This window comes from Micromonospora sp. WMMD1274 (assembly GCF_049179035.1).
GTDB lineage: Bacteria > Actinomycetota > Actinomycetes > Mycobacteriales > Micromonosporaceae > Micromonospora > Micromonospora tulbaghiae.
In genome coordinates, this window is record NZ_JBMHMG010000001.1 from 4,221,736 (window position 1) to 4,236,819 (window position 15,084).

General features: G+C 71.4%; 15 protein-coding genes. 10 read left to right on the top strand and 5 right to left on the bottom strand.

The window, feature by feature from the left end:
* Positions 1-89 precede the first annotated feature (89 nt).
* Together ACN27D_RS20160 and ACN27D_RS20165 are read left to right on the top strand one after the other, a co-directional pair.
* Positions 90-2,078, top strand: coding sequence for a protein kinase domain-containing protein (locus tag ACN27D_RS20160; RefSeq protein ID WP_421499714.1), 1,989 nt, complete (start codon positions 90-92; stop codon positions 2,076-2,078).
* Between the two features lie 88 nt (positions 2,079-2,166).
* The gene (locus tag ACN27D_RS20165; protein ID WP_120571642.1) at positions 2,167-2,379 is read left to right on the top strand and encodes a hypothetical protein; all 213 of its coding nucleotides are present in this window, start codon (positions 2,167-2,169) and stop codon (positions 2,377-2,379) included.
* Positions 2,380-2,443: 64 nt separating this feature from the next.
* On the opposite strand, the gene ACN27D_RS20170 is transcribed toward ACN27D_RS20165, so the two are convergent.
* Together ACN27D_RS20170 and ACN27D_RS20175 are read right to left on the bottom strand one after the other, a co-directional pair.
* A complete protein-coding gene (locus tag ACN27D_RS20170; protein WP_120571641.1) occupies positions 2,444-3,196 on the bottom strand; it encodes a GH25 family lysozyme in 753 nt (250 codons plus the stop codon).
* A gap of 128 nt (positions 3,197-3,324) precedes the next feature.
* Positions 3,325-3,873: a Uma2 family endonuclease gene (locus tag ACN27D_RS20175; RefSeq protein ID WP_114919451.1), complete on the bottom strand. Its 549-nt coding sequence runs from the start codon at positions 3,871-3,873 to the stop codon at positions 3,325-3,327.
* A 100-nt stretch (positions 3,874-3,973) separates the two neighbouring features.
* Here ACN27D_RS20175 and ACN27D_RS20180 point away from each other — a divergent pair, with 100 nt between their 5' ends.
* The 4 genes from ACN27D_RS20180 to ACN27D_RS20195 all read left to right on the top strand — a co-directional run bounded on the left by ACN27D_RS20180 (position 3,974) and on the right by ACN27D_RS20195 (position 7,205).
* A complete protein-coding gene (locus tag ACN27D_RS20180; RefSeq protein WP_252453143.1) occupies positions 3,974-4,717 on the top strand; it encodes a M50 family metallopeptidase in 744 nt (247 codons plus the stop codon).
* Between the two features lie 61 nt (positions 4,718-4,778).
* On the top strand, positions 4,779-5,762 hold the full coding sequence (locus ACN27D_RS20185) for a ketopantoate reductase family protein (RefSeq protein ID WP_421499715.1): 984 nt from the start codon (positions 4,779-4,781) through the stop codon (positions 5,760-5,762).
* Between the two features lie 59 nt (positions 5,763-5,821).
* Complete coding sequence (locus tag ACN27D_RS20190; protein ID WP_120571637.1) at positions 5,822-6,325, top strand: sigma-70 family RNA polymerase sigma factor; 504 nt, start codon at positions 5,822-5,824, stop codon at positions 6,323-6,325.
* Entirely contained in the window at positions 6,318-7,205 is an 888-nt protein-coding gene (locus ACN27D_RS20195; protein WP_358169489.1) for a hypothetical protein, read from the top strand. The genes ACN27D_RS20190 and ACN27D_RS20195 overlap by 8 nt, the downstream gene beginning before the upstream one ends.
* A 43-nt stretch (positions 7,206-7,248) precedes the next feature.
* On the opposite strand, the gene ACN27D_RS20200 is transcribed toward ACN27D_RS20195, so the two are convergent.
* Positions 7,249-8,832, bottom strand: a complete 1,584-nt coding sequence (locus ACN27D_RS20200) for an acyl-CoA carboxylase subunit beta (RefSeq protein WP_120571635.1) — start codon at positions 8,830-8,832, stop codon at positions 7,249-7,251.
* A gap of 96 nt (positions 8,833-8,928) precedes the next feature.
* On the opposite strand from ACN27D_RS20200, the gene ACN27D_RS20205 reads away from it, so the two are divergent.
* Both ACN27D_RS20205 and ACN27D_RS20210 read left to right on the top strand, forming a co-directional pair.
* Positions 8,929-9,801 (top strand): biotin--[acetyl-CoA-carboxylase] ligase, encoded by an 873-nt coding sequence (locus ACN27D_RS20205; RefSeq protein WP_421499716.1) that lies wholly within the window; start codon positions 8,929-8,931, stop codon positions 9,799-9,801.
* Between the two features lie 114 nt (positions 9,802-9,915).
* Positions 9,916-10,485, top strand: coding sequence for a PH domain-containing protein (locus ACN27D_RS20210; RefSeq protein WP_421499717.1), 570 nt, complete (start codon positions 9,916-9,918; stop codon positions 10,483-10,485).
* A 55-nt stretch (positions 10,486-10,540) separates the two neighbouring features.
* On the opposite strand, the gene ACN27D_RS20215 is transcribed toward ACN27D_RS20210, so the two are convergent.
* Both ACN27D_RS20215 and ACN27D_RS20220 read right to left on the bottom strand, forming a co-directional pair.
* Positions 10,541-11,236: a GtrA family protein gene (locus tag ACN27D_RS20215; protein WP_421499718.1), complete on the bottom strand. Its 696-nt coding sequence runs from the start codon at positions 11,234-11,236 to the stop codon at positions 10,541-10,543.
* A gap of 62 nt (positions 11,237-11,298) precedes the next feature.
* Positions 11,299-11,835 (bottom strand): GtrA family protein, encoded by a 537-nt coding sequence (locus ACN27D_RS20220; RefSeq protein WP_121685400.1) that lies wholly within the window; start codon positions 11,833-11,835, stop codon positions 11,299-11,301.
* Between the two features lie 491 nt (positions 11,836-12,326).
* Between ACN27D_RS20220 and ACN27D_RS20225 the strand changes: the two genes are divergently transcribed.
* On the top strand, positions 12,327-14,168 hold the full coding sequence (locus tag ACN27D_RS20225; RefSeq protein WP_091415722.1) for a phosphoenolpyruvate carboxykinase (GTP): 1,842 nt from the start codon (positions 12,327-12,329) through the stop codon (positions 14,166-14,168).
* A gap of 40 nt (positions 14,169-14,208) precedes the next feature.
* A complete protein-coding gene (locus ACN27D_RS20230; RefSeq protein WP_421499719.1) occupies positions 14,209-15,078 on the top strand; it encodes a hypothetical protein in 870 nt (289 codons plus the stop codon).
* The last annotated feature ends 6 nt before the right edge of the window (positions 15,079-15,084 follow it).

Genomic DNA, 15,084 nt, shown 5'->3' on the forward strand with positions numbered 1-15,084 from the left:
CCCAGGGTACGCGTCGCGAATTCGACCTTCGCCGTACAGTGGCGTGCCGACGGTGTGAGCGTCGCAGCGGCCGGGTACGGTTCTCTGCGATGTCGAACGCGCTCCCCCAACTCGTCGCCGACCGGTACCGGCTTCTCACGCCGCTCGGTCAAGGCGGCATGGGCCGCGTCTGGAAGGCGCGGGACGAGGTGCTGCACCGGGACGTGGCCATCAAGGAACTGGTCCCGCCCCCCGGCCTCACCCCGGAGGAGCGCCGCGAGATGCGCGAGCGCTCGCTGCGTGAGGCGCGGGCGATCGCCCGCCTCAACAACGTCAACGTGGTCCGCATCTTCGACGTGCTGCGCACCGACGGCGATCCGTGGATCGTCATGGAGTACGTGGCGTCGAAGTCGTTGCAGGACACCATCGCCGAGGACGGCCCGGTGTCGGCGGCGAAGGCGGTCGAGATCGGCCTGGGCGTGCTGAACGCGCTGAAGGCCGCGCACAAGGCCGGCATCATGCACCGCGACGTCAAGCCGGGCAACGTGCTGCTCGGCGAGGACGGCCGCGTGGTGCTCACCGACTTCGGCCTGGCCACCATCCCCGGCGACCCGAACGTGACGCGCACCGGCATGGTGCTCGGCTCGCCCGCGTACATCTCGCCGGAGCGCGCCCGCGACGGCACGGCGGGCCCGGAGGCGGACCTCTGGTCGCTCGGCGCCACGCTCTACGCGGCCGTCGAGGGCAAGTCGCCGTACGCGCGCCCGTCGGCGATCGCCACGCTGGCCGCGCTCGCCACCGAGCCGATGCCGCCGCCGCGCAACGCCGGGCCGCTCAAGCCGGTGCTCCAGGGACTGCTGCGCAAGGATCCGGACGAGCGGATCACCGCCGAGGTGGCGGAGCGCATGCTGCGCAAGGCCGCCGGCCGTCGCGCCAAGAGCATCTCGCTGCTGGATGGCGTACGCCGGCCGGGGCCGAACGGTCCGCGCGTGCCGCGCCCGCCGCTGGTGCCCGCGCCGCGCCCGGCCGACCAGGCCGAACGCGCGGCGAGCGCCGCGTCCGGGGTCGCCGCAACCGGGGGTACGGCGGCAGTCGCCGACCCGACGGCGAAGGTGCCGGCGCCCACCTCGGACGCCGGTCCCACCGCGAAGGTGACCCCGCCGCCCGCCGATCCGACGGCGAAGCTCGACCCGGCGCCCTCGGCCGACGAGACGCTTGTGGACGACGAGGCGCGGGTGGACGGCGTCGACCCGGCGCTGGACGAGACGCGGCTCGACGGCGAGCCCGTCACCGACGCCCCGGCGCCGGTCAGCCCGGCCGTGACCGGCTCCGCGCCGGTCAGCCCGGCTCCGGTGCAGGAAGCACCGTCGACCGGCCGGGCCACCGTGCTGCCGGTCGAGAAGTCCGCGCCGAACCGGCGCAACCTGCTGATCGGCGCGCTGGTCCTGCTGCTGCTCGTCGGTCTGGTGGTGGCTGTGCCGCTGCTGAACAACGGTGACGACGGCGACGGCGGTGAGCCGACGGCCGGCACCTCGGCGTCGGCGGCGCCGCCGCCCGCGCCGAGCGAGAGCGCGTCGCCGAGCGCCCCGGCGACCAGTGCGTCGGCCAGCCCCACGCCGTCGGCCAGCCCGTCGGCCTCGGGATTCACGCTGCCGGCCGGGTGGCGTCTCTACACCGGCCCGAACGGCTTCAAGGTGCCGATTCCGAACGGTTTCGAGGCGCGGGTCCGCAGCGACAACGTCGTGCTCTACGAGGTCGGCGGCGCTCGGCGGGTGCTGTTCATCCAGTGGACGCCGAACCCGAAGCCCGACGCGTACGCCGACTGGAAGGGCCAGGAGTCGAGCCGGCGTAACTACGTGCGCGACTACAAGCTGGTCGGCATCACCAAGTGCGACGGCTACTACCGCACCTGCGCCGACTGGGACTGGCTGGAGACCCGCGACGACGGCACCCGCTTCCACGTCCGTAACCGGGGTGTGGCGACGGCCAGCAACCGGGGCTTCGCGTTGCGCTGGGAGGTCCCGGCGAAGGACTGGGACGCCAACCTGGCCAACTGGGAGATCATCACCAAGGGCTTCGTGCCGGACCGCAAGAACTGACCGGGAATCCCGCCGGTCACGAAACTCGCTCGCATGGCTTTCCGTCCTCGGGGGTATGAATCCCTCCGACGACGGAAGGAGGCGCGACATGGGTTACCGACGGAGGTACACCGGCCCGCGGCTGGCACTGTGGATGCTCGTTGCGCTCGGCGACGTCGTACTGCTCCTGATCAGCGCCGGCCTGTCCGCGCCGGTCGCGGTCCTCGGCGTGCTGACGCTCACGGTCGTGGGTGTGACGGCGTGGCGCCTGACGCGCCGCACGCCGGTGCCCGTCCCAGCCACCGCGCGCCGCAGAGCCTGACCTCGGGTACGACGACAGCGGGACCGCCTCGTGACGAGGCGGTCCCGCCTGTGTCGCACGTACGTCAGGTGTTGTTGGCCAGGGCGATGAGCCGGCTGCGGTCACCGTTCCAGTAGTTGCGGTCGACGTTGCCGCTGATCCCGGAGACGGCGCCGGTGCTGGTGTACTGCCAGAAGCTCCAGAACGGGGCGCCGGCCGGCAGCGTGCCGGGCGCGCTGGCCCAGCGGGCGAGCCACAGCGGGTGGTTGGCCCACGGGCCGGTCCAGCTGCCGGTGCACTGGTTCCACCAGCTCGTGGTGGTGTAGATGACCGCGTACCGGCCGGTGCGGGAGCGGTAGGTGTTCAGGAAGTCCTGGATCCAGTTGCGCATGCCGGTGGTGCTCAGGCCGTAGCAGTAGCCGCCGCTGTACGGGTTGCCCTCGATGTCCAGCGCGGCGGGAAGCGTACGGCTGTCCGCCGACCAGGCGCCACCGTTGCTGGCCAGGTAGTTGGCCTGGGTGGAACCGGCGGAGATGTTCGGCCGGGCGAAGTGGTACGCCCCGCGGATCACCCCGGCGTTGTACGCGTTGACGTAGTTCGCGTTGAAGTTCGGGTCCTTGTAGCTCGTGCCCTCGGTGGCCTTGATGAAGGCGAACTGGATGCCCGAGTTACGCACGCTGGTCCAGTTGATGCTGCCCTGGTAGCGGGAGACGTCGATCCCGGGCGTGGTCGCGGCGGCGGCCGGTCCGGCGGTCGCCACGAGGGCCACGGCCGCGGTGGCGGCGGCGGCCAGGCCGGCGGCGAGAAGCCGGCGTACGGAGAGTCTGGTGCTGGGCATGGTTGCCTCCAGAGGGACGTCCGTCTATTGACGCCCATCTTTGGAGCTTAGTGCCCTAGATCGCAATAGGGGGAAAGGAAATTTTCATCGACGGTCGTCGTTCGCCCAGGTGGCACGTCGGTTGCTGATCAGCGCAGGGTGCTCGGGTCCATCGCCCAGCGGAACGGCTCGGTGACACTGAGCGTCTCGCCCGCCTTGGCGACGGCATCCTCGACGTAGTGCGCGCCGTCGAGCCGGTGCAGCCGCAGCGAGTGGCTGTCACCGTCCTGCTCGACGAGCAGATACCACGGAATCCGGGCGATCGCGTAGAGCTGCATCTTCAACACCCGGTCGACTCCGGAGTTCCGGGGCGAGACGACCTCGCCGACCAGCGCCACACGTTCCGCGTCCAGGATCGCGCCCTCGTCGTCGGCATCTGTGACGACGAGGTCGGGGATCATGATCCGGTCGACGCCGAGCCGAACGTTGACGCCGTGATGGACGCAGAACCCGACCGGCGCGGCCACCGACTCGACGGCGTTCGCCAACCGGCGCACCACCCGCTGATGCCGCAGGTCCGGGGCGGGGCTGACGACCAGTCCTCGGTCGAACAGTTCGACGCGGTGGTGACCGTCGCCCATCGCGAGATAATCGGCCTCGGTCAGCGGGGTCACGGACGCACCGGTTACCGAATCCACCCGACATCATCTCCGTTCCAGTAACTGCCCGGCCAAGTCTGACCGGCTGCGGGAGCACGCCGGTCGAACGACACGGCTCGGGGCGGTAGGCTCCCCGCCCATGCCCCTGATCGACGGTCTCACCACGCTCTGGGACACGCTGACCAGCGCCCAGCCGGACCCGCCGCCGCTGCTCGTGGTGGTCACCGCCGTGGTCGCGCTCGCGGTGGTCGTGGCCCGGCTGCCCTGGCGGATCGCCCGCAACGCGGTGACCATCGCGCACGAGGGCGGCCATGCGCTCGTCGCGTTGCTCACCGGCCGGCGGCTGCACGGCATCCGGCTGCACTCGGACACCTCCGGGCTGACGCTGTCCGCCGGCCGTCCCACCGGGCCCGGCATGATCCTCACGCTGCTCGCCGGGTACGTCGCGCCGTCGCTGCTCGGCCTCGGCGGCGCGTGGCTGCTGGCCGGGAACCGGATCACGCTGCTGCTCTGGCTCGCGGTGGCGCTGCTGCTGGGCATGCTGGTGATGATCCGCAACCTGTTCGGCGCGCTGTCGCTGCTGGTCACCGGCGGCGTGGTGCTCGCCGTCTCCTGGTACACCTCGCCCGAGGTGCAGGCCGCGTTCGCCTGGACGTCGGTGTGGTTCCTGCTGATCGGCGGCGTACGGCCGGTGTTCGAGCTGCACCGGCAACGCGCCCGGGGCCGGATGCCGCAGTCCGACGCCGACCAGCTCGCCCGGATCACGCCGTTCCCGGCGCTGTTCTGGGTGGGCCTGTTCCTGCTGGTGAGCGTGGGCGCACTCGCCGCCGGAGCGCTGCTGCTGGCCGGCCCGATCCTCGCCGACACGGGCCTCACCGCCTGACCGCGCCGAGCCGCATCTCGTCCCGGAGCGGGCCGCCTCGCGGCAGGGCAGAATCGGACCCGTGCGATACGTGATCATCGGAGCGGGCGCGGTCGGCGGCACCATCGGCGTACTCCTGGCCGACGCCGGCCACGACGTGACGCTCGTGGCCCGCGGCGCGCACCTGGACGCGCTGCGGGAACGGGGTCTGACGCTGCGCACGCCGGACCGCGACGTGACCGGCCGGCTCCCCGCTGTGGCCGGGCCGGACGGGCCGCCACTGCCGGCGGACACCGTGCTGGTCCTCACCGTGAAGTCGCAGGACACCGTGGCGGCGCTCGACACCTGGGCGGACGCCCCGGTCGAGGGCGGCGGAACGGCGGGCGAACGGCTGCCGGTCGTGCTGGCCCAGAACGGCGTGGCGAACGAGCCGGCCGCGCTGCGCCGCTTCGCCCGCGTACACCCGGTGTGCGTGTGGCTGCCCGCCACCCACCTGGAGCCGGGCGTGGTGGTCGCCAACGGCCATCCGCATCCGGGCATGCTGCACATCGGCCGCTACCCGGGCGGGGCCGACGACACCAGCCGGGCGGTCGCCGCCGACCTGACCGCCGCCGGGTTCGTCGCGCCGGTCCGCGACGACGTGATGCGCTGGAAGTACGGCAAGCTGCTCGCGAACCTCGGCAACGGCCTCCAGGCGCTGCTCGGCCGGGGCGTGCCCGAGCCGCTGTCGAAGCGGGTACGCGCAGAGGGAGAGGCGGCGCTCGCCGCGGCGGGCATCGCCCACACCACTGTCGAGGAGGAGGCCGCCGAACGGGGCGACCTGGTGTCGCACCGGCCGGTCGGCGGCGAGGAGCGCTCCGGCGGCTCCACCTGGCAGAGCCTGGCCCGTGGTGCCGGCTCGGTCGAGACCGATCACCTCAACGGCGAGATCGTGCTGCTGGGGCGCCTGCACGGCGTGCCCACCCCGGCCAACGCGGCCGTGCAGACCGCGGTACGCCGGGCGGTCCGCGACCGGATCCCGGCCGGCGGCTTCCCGCTCGGCGAGTTGGAGAAATTGGTCGGCTGAGCGGGCAACCCGCGCCGCGCCGCCAGGCGTGTCCCCTCACGAACACGGGGAGGTGGCAGGTGCCCGACAGCGACGGGTTCGACGAGTTCTACCGGGGCAGCCGACAGCGGCTGCTCGGGTTCGTCTACGTGCTCACCGGTGACCTCGCCGAGGCGCAGGACGCCGTGCAGGAGGCGTACATCCGGGCCTGGCAGCGGTGGTCCACAGTGCGCGGGTACGACGACCCGGAGGCATGGGTACGGGTGGTGGCGAGCCGGGTCGCGGTGAGCCGCTGGCGCAGCCTGCGCAGCCGGGCCCGTGCCTACCTGCGCCACGGCGCGGTGGCGGACGTGCCGGCGCCGAGCACCGAGACGCTGGAGGTGGTCGCCGCGCTACGCCGGCTGCCCGAGGCCCAGCGCACCGCGATCGCCATGCACTACCTGCTCGGCATGCCGGTCGCCGAGGTGGCGCGCGAGACCGAGGCGCCGATCGGCACCGTGAAGGCCCGGCTGTCCCGGGGGCGGACCGCGCTCGCCGAGTTGCTCGCCGTGGTGGACCTGGAAGAGGAGGCGGCAGATGCCTGACGACGTCGCGCTCGTGGAGTTGCTGCACCGGGACCTGCGCAACGTCACCTGGCCGGAGCCGGAGGCCCTCCGAGCCACGGCCCGGCGGCGCAGCCGGCGCTCCGCCGCGCTCGCCGCGGTCTCGGTGGTGGTCGTGGCGGCGCTCACCGCGACCCTGGTGGACCGGGCCGGTGCGCCGCCACCGCCCGCCGCCGGTGTCGTCGACGGGCCGGGAGAGATCGTGACCGAGGCGATGCTGGAACCGGCCGACATCCCCGTTGCGACCGGCGAGCGACTCGGCGAGACCGGCCTCGACGAGCCGGTCCGGGTCGACGACCTCCTCCAGGTCTGCGCGCGGGAACAGGGGCGGCCGGCCGAGGAACCGCGCTCGCGCTACTCACGGTCGCAGACCCTGATGGAACCGCCGACCGAGCCCGCGACCGCCATCGGAACGGTCCTCACCCAGGATGTCTACCGGATGGCGCCAGGCGCGGCGGGCCGGTTCGTCGCCGATCTGGAAGGCACTGTCGCGGCCTGCGGCGCGTGGCGGACGACGGGCCAGGTCTACACCGAGCGGGGGATGGCCGGCGCCGAGGTCGTGCACCGCTGGTACGTCGCAGCGAGCGGCTTCGCCGGAGACCAGGCGCTGCTGCTGCGGCACGAGGCGAGCGTGGCGCCGGACGGGGCGACCGGCCGGCCGCCCGGCTATGCGCCGCTGTTCGAGGACCGCCTGGTCGTACGGGTGGGTGACCTGGTGACGGTGCTGATCCCGTCCGGCCGGCTGCGGACCGACCTGCCCATGGGCCAGGTGCCCGAGGACAGGGTGACCGAGGAACAGGTGCGGCAGATCGCCCGGGTCGCGGCCGAGCGGATGTGCGTGGCCGCGAACCCGGGCTGCTGACGCCGGTGCCCCCGCCGCCGAAACGGCGGGGGCATCCGACGTACTACAGCGGGATGTTGCCGTGCTTCTTCGGCGGCAGCGTCTCGCGCTTGGTGCGCAGCACCCGCAGCGCCCGCACGATCTGGGTACGCGTCTCGTGCGGCGGGATCACCCCGTCGACGTAGCCGCGCTCGGCCGCGATGTACGGGTTGGCGAGCGTGTCCTCGTACTCGGCGATCTTCTCGGCCCGGACGGCGGCCGGGTCCTCGGCGTTCGCCAGCTCCGAGCGGTAGAGGATGTTCACCGCGCCCTGCGCGCCCATCACCGCGATCTGCGCGGTCGGCCAGGCGAAGTTCAGGTCCGCGCCGAGGTGCTTGGAGCCCATCACGTCGTACGCGCCGCCGTACGCCTTGCGGGTGATGACTGTGACCTTCGGGACGGTGGCCTCGGCGTACGCGTAGATGAGCTTCGCGCCGCGGCGGATGATGCCGTCCCACTCCTGGCCGGTGCCGGGCAGGAAGCCGGGCACGTCCACGAAGGTGAGCACCGGGACGTTGAACGCGTCGCAGGTGCGCACGAACCGGGCCGCCTTCTCCGACGCGGCGATGTCGAGCGTGCCGGCGAACTGCATCGGCTGGTTCGCCACCACGCCCACCGGGCGTCCCTCGACGCGGCCGAAGCCGACCACCATGTTCTGCGCGTACAGCGGCTGCACCTCGAGGAACTCGCCGTCGTCGAGCACGTGCTCGATGACCCGGTGCATGTCGTACGGCTGGTTCGCCGAGTCCGGGATCAGCGTGTCCAGCTCGCGGTCGGAGTCGGTGACGTCGAGGATCGCGGGCGCGTCGAAGACCGGCGGTTCGTCCAGGTTGTTCGACGGCAGGTACGACAGCAGCGCCTTGACGTACTCGATCGCGTCCTCCTCGTCGGTGCCGAGGTAGTGCGCGTTGCCGCTGCGGGCGTTGTGGGTGCGGGCGCCGCCCAGCTCCTCCATGCCGACGTCCTCGCCGGTGACCGTCTTGATCACGTCGGGACCGGTGATGAACATGTGCGAGGTCTGGTCGACCATGACTGTGAAGTCGGTGACCGCCGGGGAGTAGACCGCGCCGCCCGCGCACGGGCCCATGATCAGCGAGATCTGCGGGATGACGCCGCTGGCCCGTACGTTGCGGAAGAAGATCTCGCCGTAGAGGCCGAGGGACGCGACGCCCTCCTGGATCCGCGCGCCGCCGGAGTCGTTGATGCCGACGACCGGGCAGCCGATCTTCATGGCCAGGTCCATCAGCTTGACGATCTTCTCGCCGAAGACCTCGCCGAGGGAGCCGCCGAAGACGGTGAAGTCCTGCGCGAACACGCAGACCTGCCGGCCGTCCACGGTGCCGTAGCCGGTCACCACGCCGTCGCCGTACGGGCGGGTCTTCTCCAGCCCGAAGTTGGTCGAGCGGTGCCGGGCGAACTCGTCCAGCTCGACGAACGAGCCCTCGTCGAGGAGCATCTCGATCCGCTCGCGGGCGGTCTTCTTGCCCCGCGCGTGCTGCTTCTCGACCGCGCGTGCCGACCCGGCGTGCACCGCCTCGTCGAGCCGTCGCTCCAGGTCCGCCAGCTTGCCGGCGGTCGTGTGGATGTTGAACCCGGTCTCGGTAGTCACCCGTGGAATATAACGATGGTTCAGGTGTCTGAGGCTGTGCAGTGCGCCTCACCGCTTCGCGGCGACCGGCGGGCCGGGTGGCCGTAGGCTGGCGGGATGCCCGGCTCGCCGTACACCGATCTGGACCGACCGCCGCTGTCGGCGGCCCGGCTGCGGCGCGCGCTGGTCGCGCCGAACGGGCCCTGGCGCCGGTTGGAGCTGCTGGCCGAGACCGGCTCGACGAACGCGGACGCGGTGGCCGCGGCCCGGGCCGGCGAGCCGGAGGGCCTGGTGGTGGTCGCCGAGCGGCAGACCGCCGGCCGCGGCCGCCGGGGCCGCATCTGGCAGTCGCCGCCGCGCGCGGGTCTCGCGACGAGCGTGCTGCTGCGGCCAGGTGAGGCGGTCGCGGAGCGCGGCTGGTCGCCCGTGCCCGCCACCGGGTACGGCTGGCTGCCGCTGCTGGCCGGCGTCGCGCTGGTCGAGGCGGTACGCCTGCTGGCCGAGCTGGACGCGCGGCTGAAGTGGCCCAACGACCTGCTGGTGGACGGCGCGAAGTGCGCCGGGGTGCTGGCCGAGGCGGTGCCGGGGGAGATCGACCGGCCCCCGGCGATCGTGGTCGGTGTCGGGCTGAACGTGACGCTGCGCGCCGACGAGCTGCCGGAGAACCCGACCGGGCTGCCCGCCACCTCGCTCCAGCTCGCCGGCGCCACCGCCACCGACCGGGATCCGCTGCTGCGGGCGCTGCTGCGCTCGCTCGCCGACTGGTACGAGCGCTGGCGTGACGCCGGAGGTGACGCGGAGGCCAGTGGGCTGCGTGAGGCGTACCTGGCGGGGTGCGCGACGGTCGGCCGCCGGGTGCGGGTGCTGCTGCCCGACGGCCGGGAGGCGCACGGCACCGCCACCGGCGTGGACGCCGACGGGCAGCTCCTGGTCGACGCCGACGGGGAAACCTTGCGGCTGGCCGCGGGCGACGTGCTGCACCTGCGCTGAGGCACCCGGGAAGATCACCGCAACAACGGTCGCCGACCGCCCGCGCGGCCGATGCCGGCCGGATGCGCCGACCGGTTACGGTCAGCGCGTCCGGTTCTGCGAGGAGGTTCCGCCGTGGCGTTCCCCGAAGACGTGCTCACCGAGGACGAGCACGTCGTGTTGCACCTGCACCCGCACTGGAAGGCCCTGATCCGGCCGGTCCTGGTGCTCGTGCTCGCCGTCGCGGCGGTCGTCGCCGGGTGGCTCCTGCTGCCCGACGGCAGCGGCGGCACGATCGCGCTCTACGCGATCGCGGTGGTCGCGCTGGTGCTGGTGTTGTGGCTGGGTCTGTGGCCGTTTCTGGTCTGGCGCACCACGCACTACCTGTTCACGAACGAGCGGGTGCTGCTCCAGCAGGGCGTGCTGTCGCGTAACCGGCGGGATCTGCCGCTGACCCGGATCAACGACCACGCCATGCACCAGCGTTTCGTGGAGCGGCTGCTGGGCTGCGGCACGCTGACCATCGAGTCGGCGGGTGAGCGCGGTCAGTCGGTGCTGCACGACGTGCCGAGTGTGGACCGGGTGCAGACGAAGCTCTACGAGCTGGTCGAGGCGCACCACGACAAGCACAGCCTCGGTGACGGCGAGATGCGCGAGATCCTGGCCGACATGACCGAGGGCAAGTCCCTGCGCGACCAGGCCTGACCCGGCGACGGAAGAGGCCGGCACCCCCGTGGCAGGGGTGCCGGCCTCTCGTCGTTCAGCGGCGGGCGCGGCGAGGCTGGAGTTCCGCGGCGAGTTCGGCGTCCAGGTCGGCGCCGAGCGTGCCGCCGAGCCCGGCGTCCGCCGGTGCGGGGCGCCCCCGCGGTGGCGGGAAGTCGGCCGCCCGGCCGGCGCCCGCGGGCGGTTCCTCCTCCTCCAGCTCGCTGACCGACTCGGCCAGCTCGGCCACCGGGTCCATCTCGGCGACGTTGTCCCACTCGTCACGCGGCACCGAGTGCCAGGTCTCCTCGGCGTGCTTGGGGACGGGCTGGAAGACGAACGTCCGGTAGGACCAGAAGCGGAACAGCGTGGCCAGCAGGACACCGATGGTCTTGGCGACGTTCAGCGCCAGCAGGCCGTGTACGCCGAGGCCGTACTTGGCCAGGGCCAGGACGCCGAGTTCGATGACCAGGCCCGCACCGTTGAAGAGGAAGAACAGGACGTATTCGCGCCGGAGTGCCGATTTCGGTCGATCACGGTACGTCCAGTGACGATTCATCAGATACGACGTGATCGTGGCGACAATCGTCGCGATCACTGTCGCCTTCAACTGACCGTCACGGAAAACCGTGAGTGCCAGCGCATTGAACACCGCGTAATTGATGACGGTGTTGATGCCGCCGACGATGCCGAATTTGAGCGCCTCGTGGATGAACTTCTGCCAGCGCTCGGGCAGCAGACGGACTCCAGGCATGCGGAACACCTTAGGCAGTTGGCTGGGCCGGCTGGGCCCGGCGGGTCGGGATGGGCGGTTCGTCACGCCCCGGACTCTCGGTCGTGGCTCGTTGCCGGAACGGGAGGTGTTCCCGCCTCGACGAAGACGAACCGTCGGTACGACCAGAACCGGAAGAGCGTGCCCAGGCCGGTGCCGACGACGAAGCTCGCGATGTTGTCGGCCAGGGGGGTCTGGAACACCGCGGGCCAGATCGCGCCCAACCCGTAGTGGCTGATCGCCAGGCAGGCCACCGCGATGCCGAGGCCGACCGCGTTGAAGAAGAAGAACAGCGCGTACTCGCGGGCCGGGTTCGACCGCTGCCGGTGCCGCCAGGTCCAGAACCGGTTGCCGAGGAAGGCGACGGTCGCGGCGATCACCGTGGAGATGGTCTTCGCGGCCAGCGGGGGCATGTCCCGGCCGCTGGACAGGTAGTTGAAGAGGACGAAGTCCACGACGAAGGCCAGACCGCCGACGGTGGCGAACTTGCTCAGCTCGTGGATGAGGTGACCGAAACGGTCGAGCAGTGCTCCGATCGGACCCCGGCGGGTCTGCGGAGCCCCCGGTTGGTCTCCGGTCATCGTCGCGGCCACCCGCCGAGAGTACCGGTTGTGCGGTAACCGGGCGGACTGCAACGGCGAGTCGGCCACGACGGCTTCGCCGCGGCCGTCGCGCTCGGGCCGCGCGGGTCGGAGAGGCGTCGCCCGTTCTCGATGTCCGTGAGCAGAGCGTAACGCGCTGTGCGAATCTGTGGAGCGCATCACGGAATCGTCTTTCGCGACATGTTCGTACGCTTCCCCTCGATCGGGCGTCGGGGTCACTCCGGCGCCGGACCCGGTCGTCGAAGGTTCACCGCAGGATTTGCGTGAAACTGCGCGCGAAAGCGGGTATCAGATCGTGATGCCGCAGCGTGGCCGTACCTTGTGCAGTTCTTCACAACCAGTCCCACTGACTGACGAGGCAGTCCGGTTTACGCTGAGCCCAATCCCAGGTTTCCACGAGGCGGCGTACCAGCCCGCCGGAACTCGTGCACCCCATAGATCGGTCAGCGTCGACCACAAGGAGAAGTGACATGGTTGCTCCGGCTGCTGTTCGGGGTATCGATCAGGCCCCGACGTCCCACCCCAAGCTGCTGGCCTGGGTACGTGAGGTCGCGGAACTGACCACCCCGGACCGCGTGGTCTGGGTGGACGGGTCTGATGAGGAGTGGCGCCGTCTCACCGACGAACTCGTCGCCAACGGCACCCTGATCCGCCTTAATCCCGAGAAGAAGCCCAACTCGTTCTACGCGCGTACCGACCCCACGGACGTCGCCCGGGTGGAGGAGCGCACCTTCATCTGCTCCGTCGACGAGGCGGACGCCGGCCCCACCAACAACTGGATGGCGCCGGCCGAGATGAAGCGGACGATGACGGAGCTGTACCGCGGCAGCATGCGCGGACGCACCATGTACGTCATCCCGTTCTGCATGGGCCCAATCGAGGCCGAGAACCCCATGTTCGGCGTGGAGATCACCGACAGCCCGTACGTCGTCGCCTCGATGCGGATCATGACTCGGATGGGGTCGGCGATCCTGGAGGCGATGGGCGACGACGCCGATTTCGTGCACGCGCTGCACTCCATCGGCGCCCCGCTCGCGCCGGGCCAGCAGGACGTGGCGTGGCCGTGCAACGAGACCAAGTACATCTCGCACTTCCCGGAGAGCCGGGAGATCTGGTCCTACGGCTCCGGCTACGGCGGCAACTCGCTGCTCGGCAAGAAGTGCTACTCGCTGCGTATCGCCAGCGTGATGGGGCGCGACGAGGGCTGGCTGGCCGAGCACATGCTGATCCTCAAGATCACCTCGCCGGAGGGCAAGGTCTACCACATCGCCGGCGCCTTCCCGTCCGCCTGCGGCAAGACCAACCTCGCCATGCTGGAGCCGACCATCCCGGGCTGGAAGGTCGAGACCATCGGCGACGACATCGCCTGGATGCGGTTCGGCGCGGACGGCCGCCTCTACGCGATCAACCCGGAGTACGGCCTGTTCGGCGTCGCTCCCGGCACCGACTGGAAGACCAACGCCAACGCCATGCGGACGCTGGACCGGGGCAACTCCATCTTCACCAACGTGGCGCTCACCGACGACGGCGACATCTGGTGGGAGGGCATGGGTGAGCCGCCGGCGCACCTGATCGACTGGAAGGGCAACGACTGGACGCCGGAGAGCGAGAACCTCTCCTCGCACGCGAACAGCCGTTTCTGCACCCCGATCACGCAGTGCCCGATCCTGGCCGACGACTACTACGACCCGAACGGCGTGCCGATCGACGCGATCCTGTTCGGTGGCCGCCGCCGGGACACCATCCCGCTGGTCACCGAGGCCCGCGACTGGGTGCACGGCGTCTACATGGGCGCCACGCTCTCCTCGGAGACGACCGCCGCCGCCTCCGGTGCGGTCGGCGTGGTCCGACGCGACCCGATGGCCATGCTGCCGTTCATCGGCTACAACGCCGGCGACTACTTCCGGCACTGGATCGAGATGGGCAAGGGCGCGGACGGCGACGAGGCCAAGCTGCCCAAGATCTACTACGTGAACTGGTTCCGCAAGGACGCCGAGGGCAACTTCCTCTGGCCGGGCTTCGGCGAGAACTCCCGCGTGCTCAAGTGGGTCATCGAGCGGCTGGAGGGCCGGGCCGAGGCCGTGGAGACGCCGATCGGCATGGTCCCGGCGCAGGACGCGCTCGACGTCGAGGGCCTGGACATGACCCCGGAGGACGTCCGGATCGCGCTGAAGGTCGACGCGGACGAGTGGCGCAACGAGCTGCCGCTGGTCACCGAGTGGTTCGAGAAGTTCGGGGACAAGCTCCCCGGCGTGCTCTGGGCCGAGCTGGACGCGCTGCGCGCCCGGCTGGACGCGGAGCCGCAGAAGTAACAGGTGTGCTTGTTGCCCGCGCCGGGCAACATCGGATGCCATGAGGACGGCCGCTGAACCTGTCGAGGTCCGGCGGCCGTCCGCCGTCCGGGCGCTCACCACGCTGCTCGCCGTGACCGCGGCGGCCACCGTCGTGGTCGAGCTGCTCAACTACTGGTACGCCCCGGAGCAGGAGTTCGGTCTGGCCGTACGCACCGGCTGGGCGATGCTCCGGTCGCTCGGTTTCCTGCTGCTGATCGGGCATGTGAACAAGGGCCGGGTGGGCGCCCGGCCGTTCGGGCTGATCCTGGCGGTGACCACGATCTTCGCGGTCGGGCGGCTGATCGTGCCCCGGCAAGGGGTGCCCGCGCTGCCCGGCCTGATCGGGTTCGCCGTGCTCACCGCGCTCTGCGTCGCCGTGGTGGTGCTGCTCTACCGCTCCGAGGCGATCCGCGCGCACCTGGTCCGGCACCGTAAGGGCCTGGTCGTCGAGGGCGGGACGATCGCCTGGCGGGAGATGACGCCGAAGCGCCCGCAGGCGAACGGGTGGGTGCTCACCGCCCGCGTCGCGGCGTTCACCTACAGCCCGCTGATGCTGGTGCCGGCGCTCGTCGCCACGGGCGCCGTGCTGGACGGGCGGTTGGCCGCCGTACCGGCGGTGATCCTCTGGTTCGGCGCGGGCATCGCGGTCAGCTACGCCGTGCTGTTCTGCACCGCCTTCCTGCTGCGCGACAAGGCGTGGGCGCGGAACGGCCTGGTGGCCGTCACCCTCGGCGTACTCGCGATCGACCTGCCGCTGTGCTGGTGGCTGCTCGGCACCGACGGCCTGATCCGAGACGGCGCCCCCCTGGTCACAGCCGCCGCCCTCTGCCTCTGGTCCCTGAACCGAGCCACCCGCACCCCCACCCCCACCCCACCCCGTCGATCATGAAGTTGG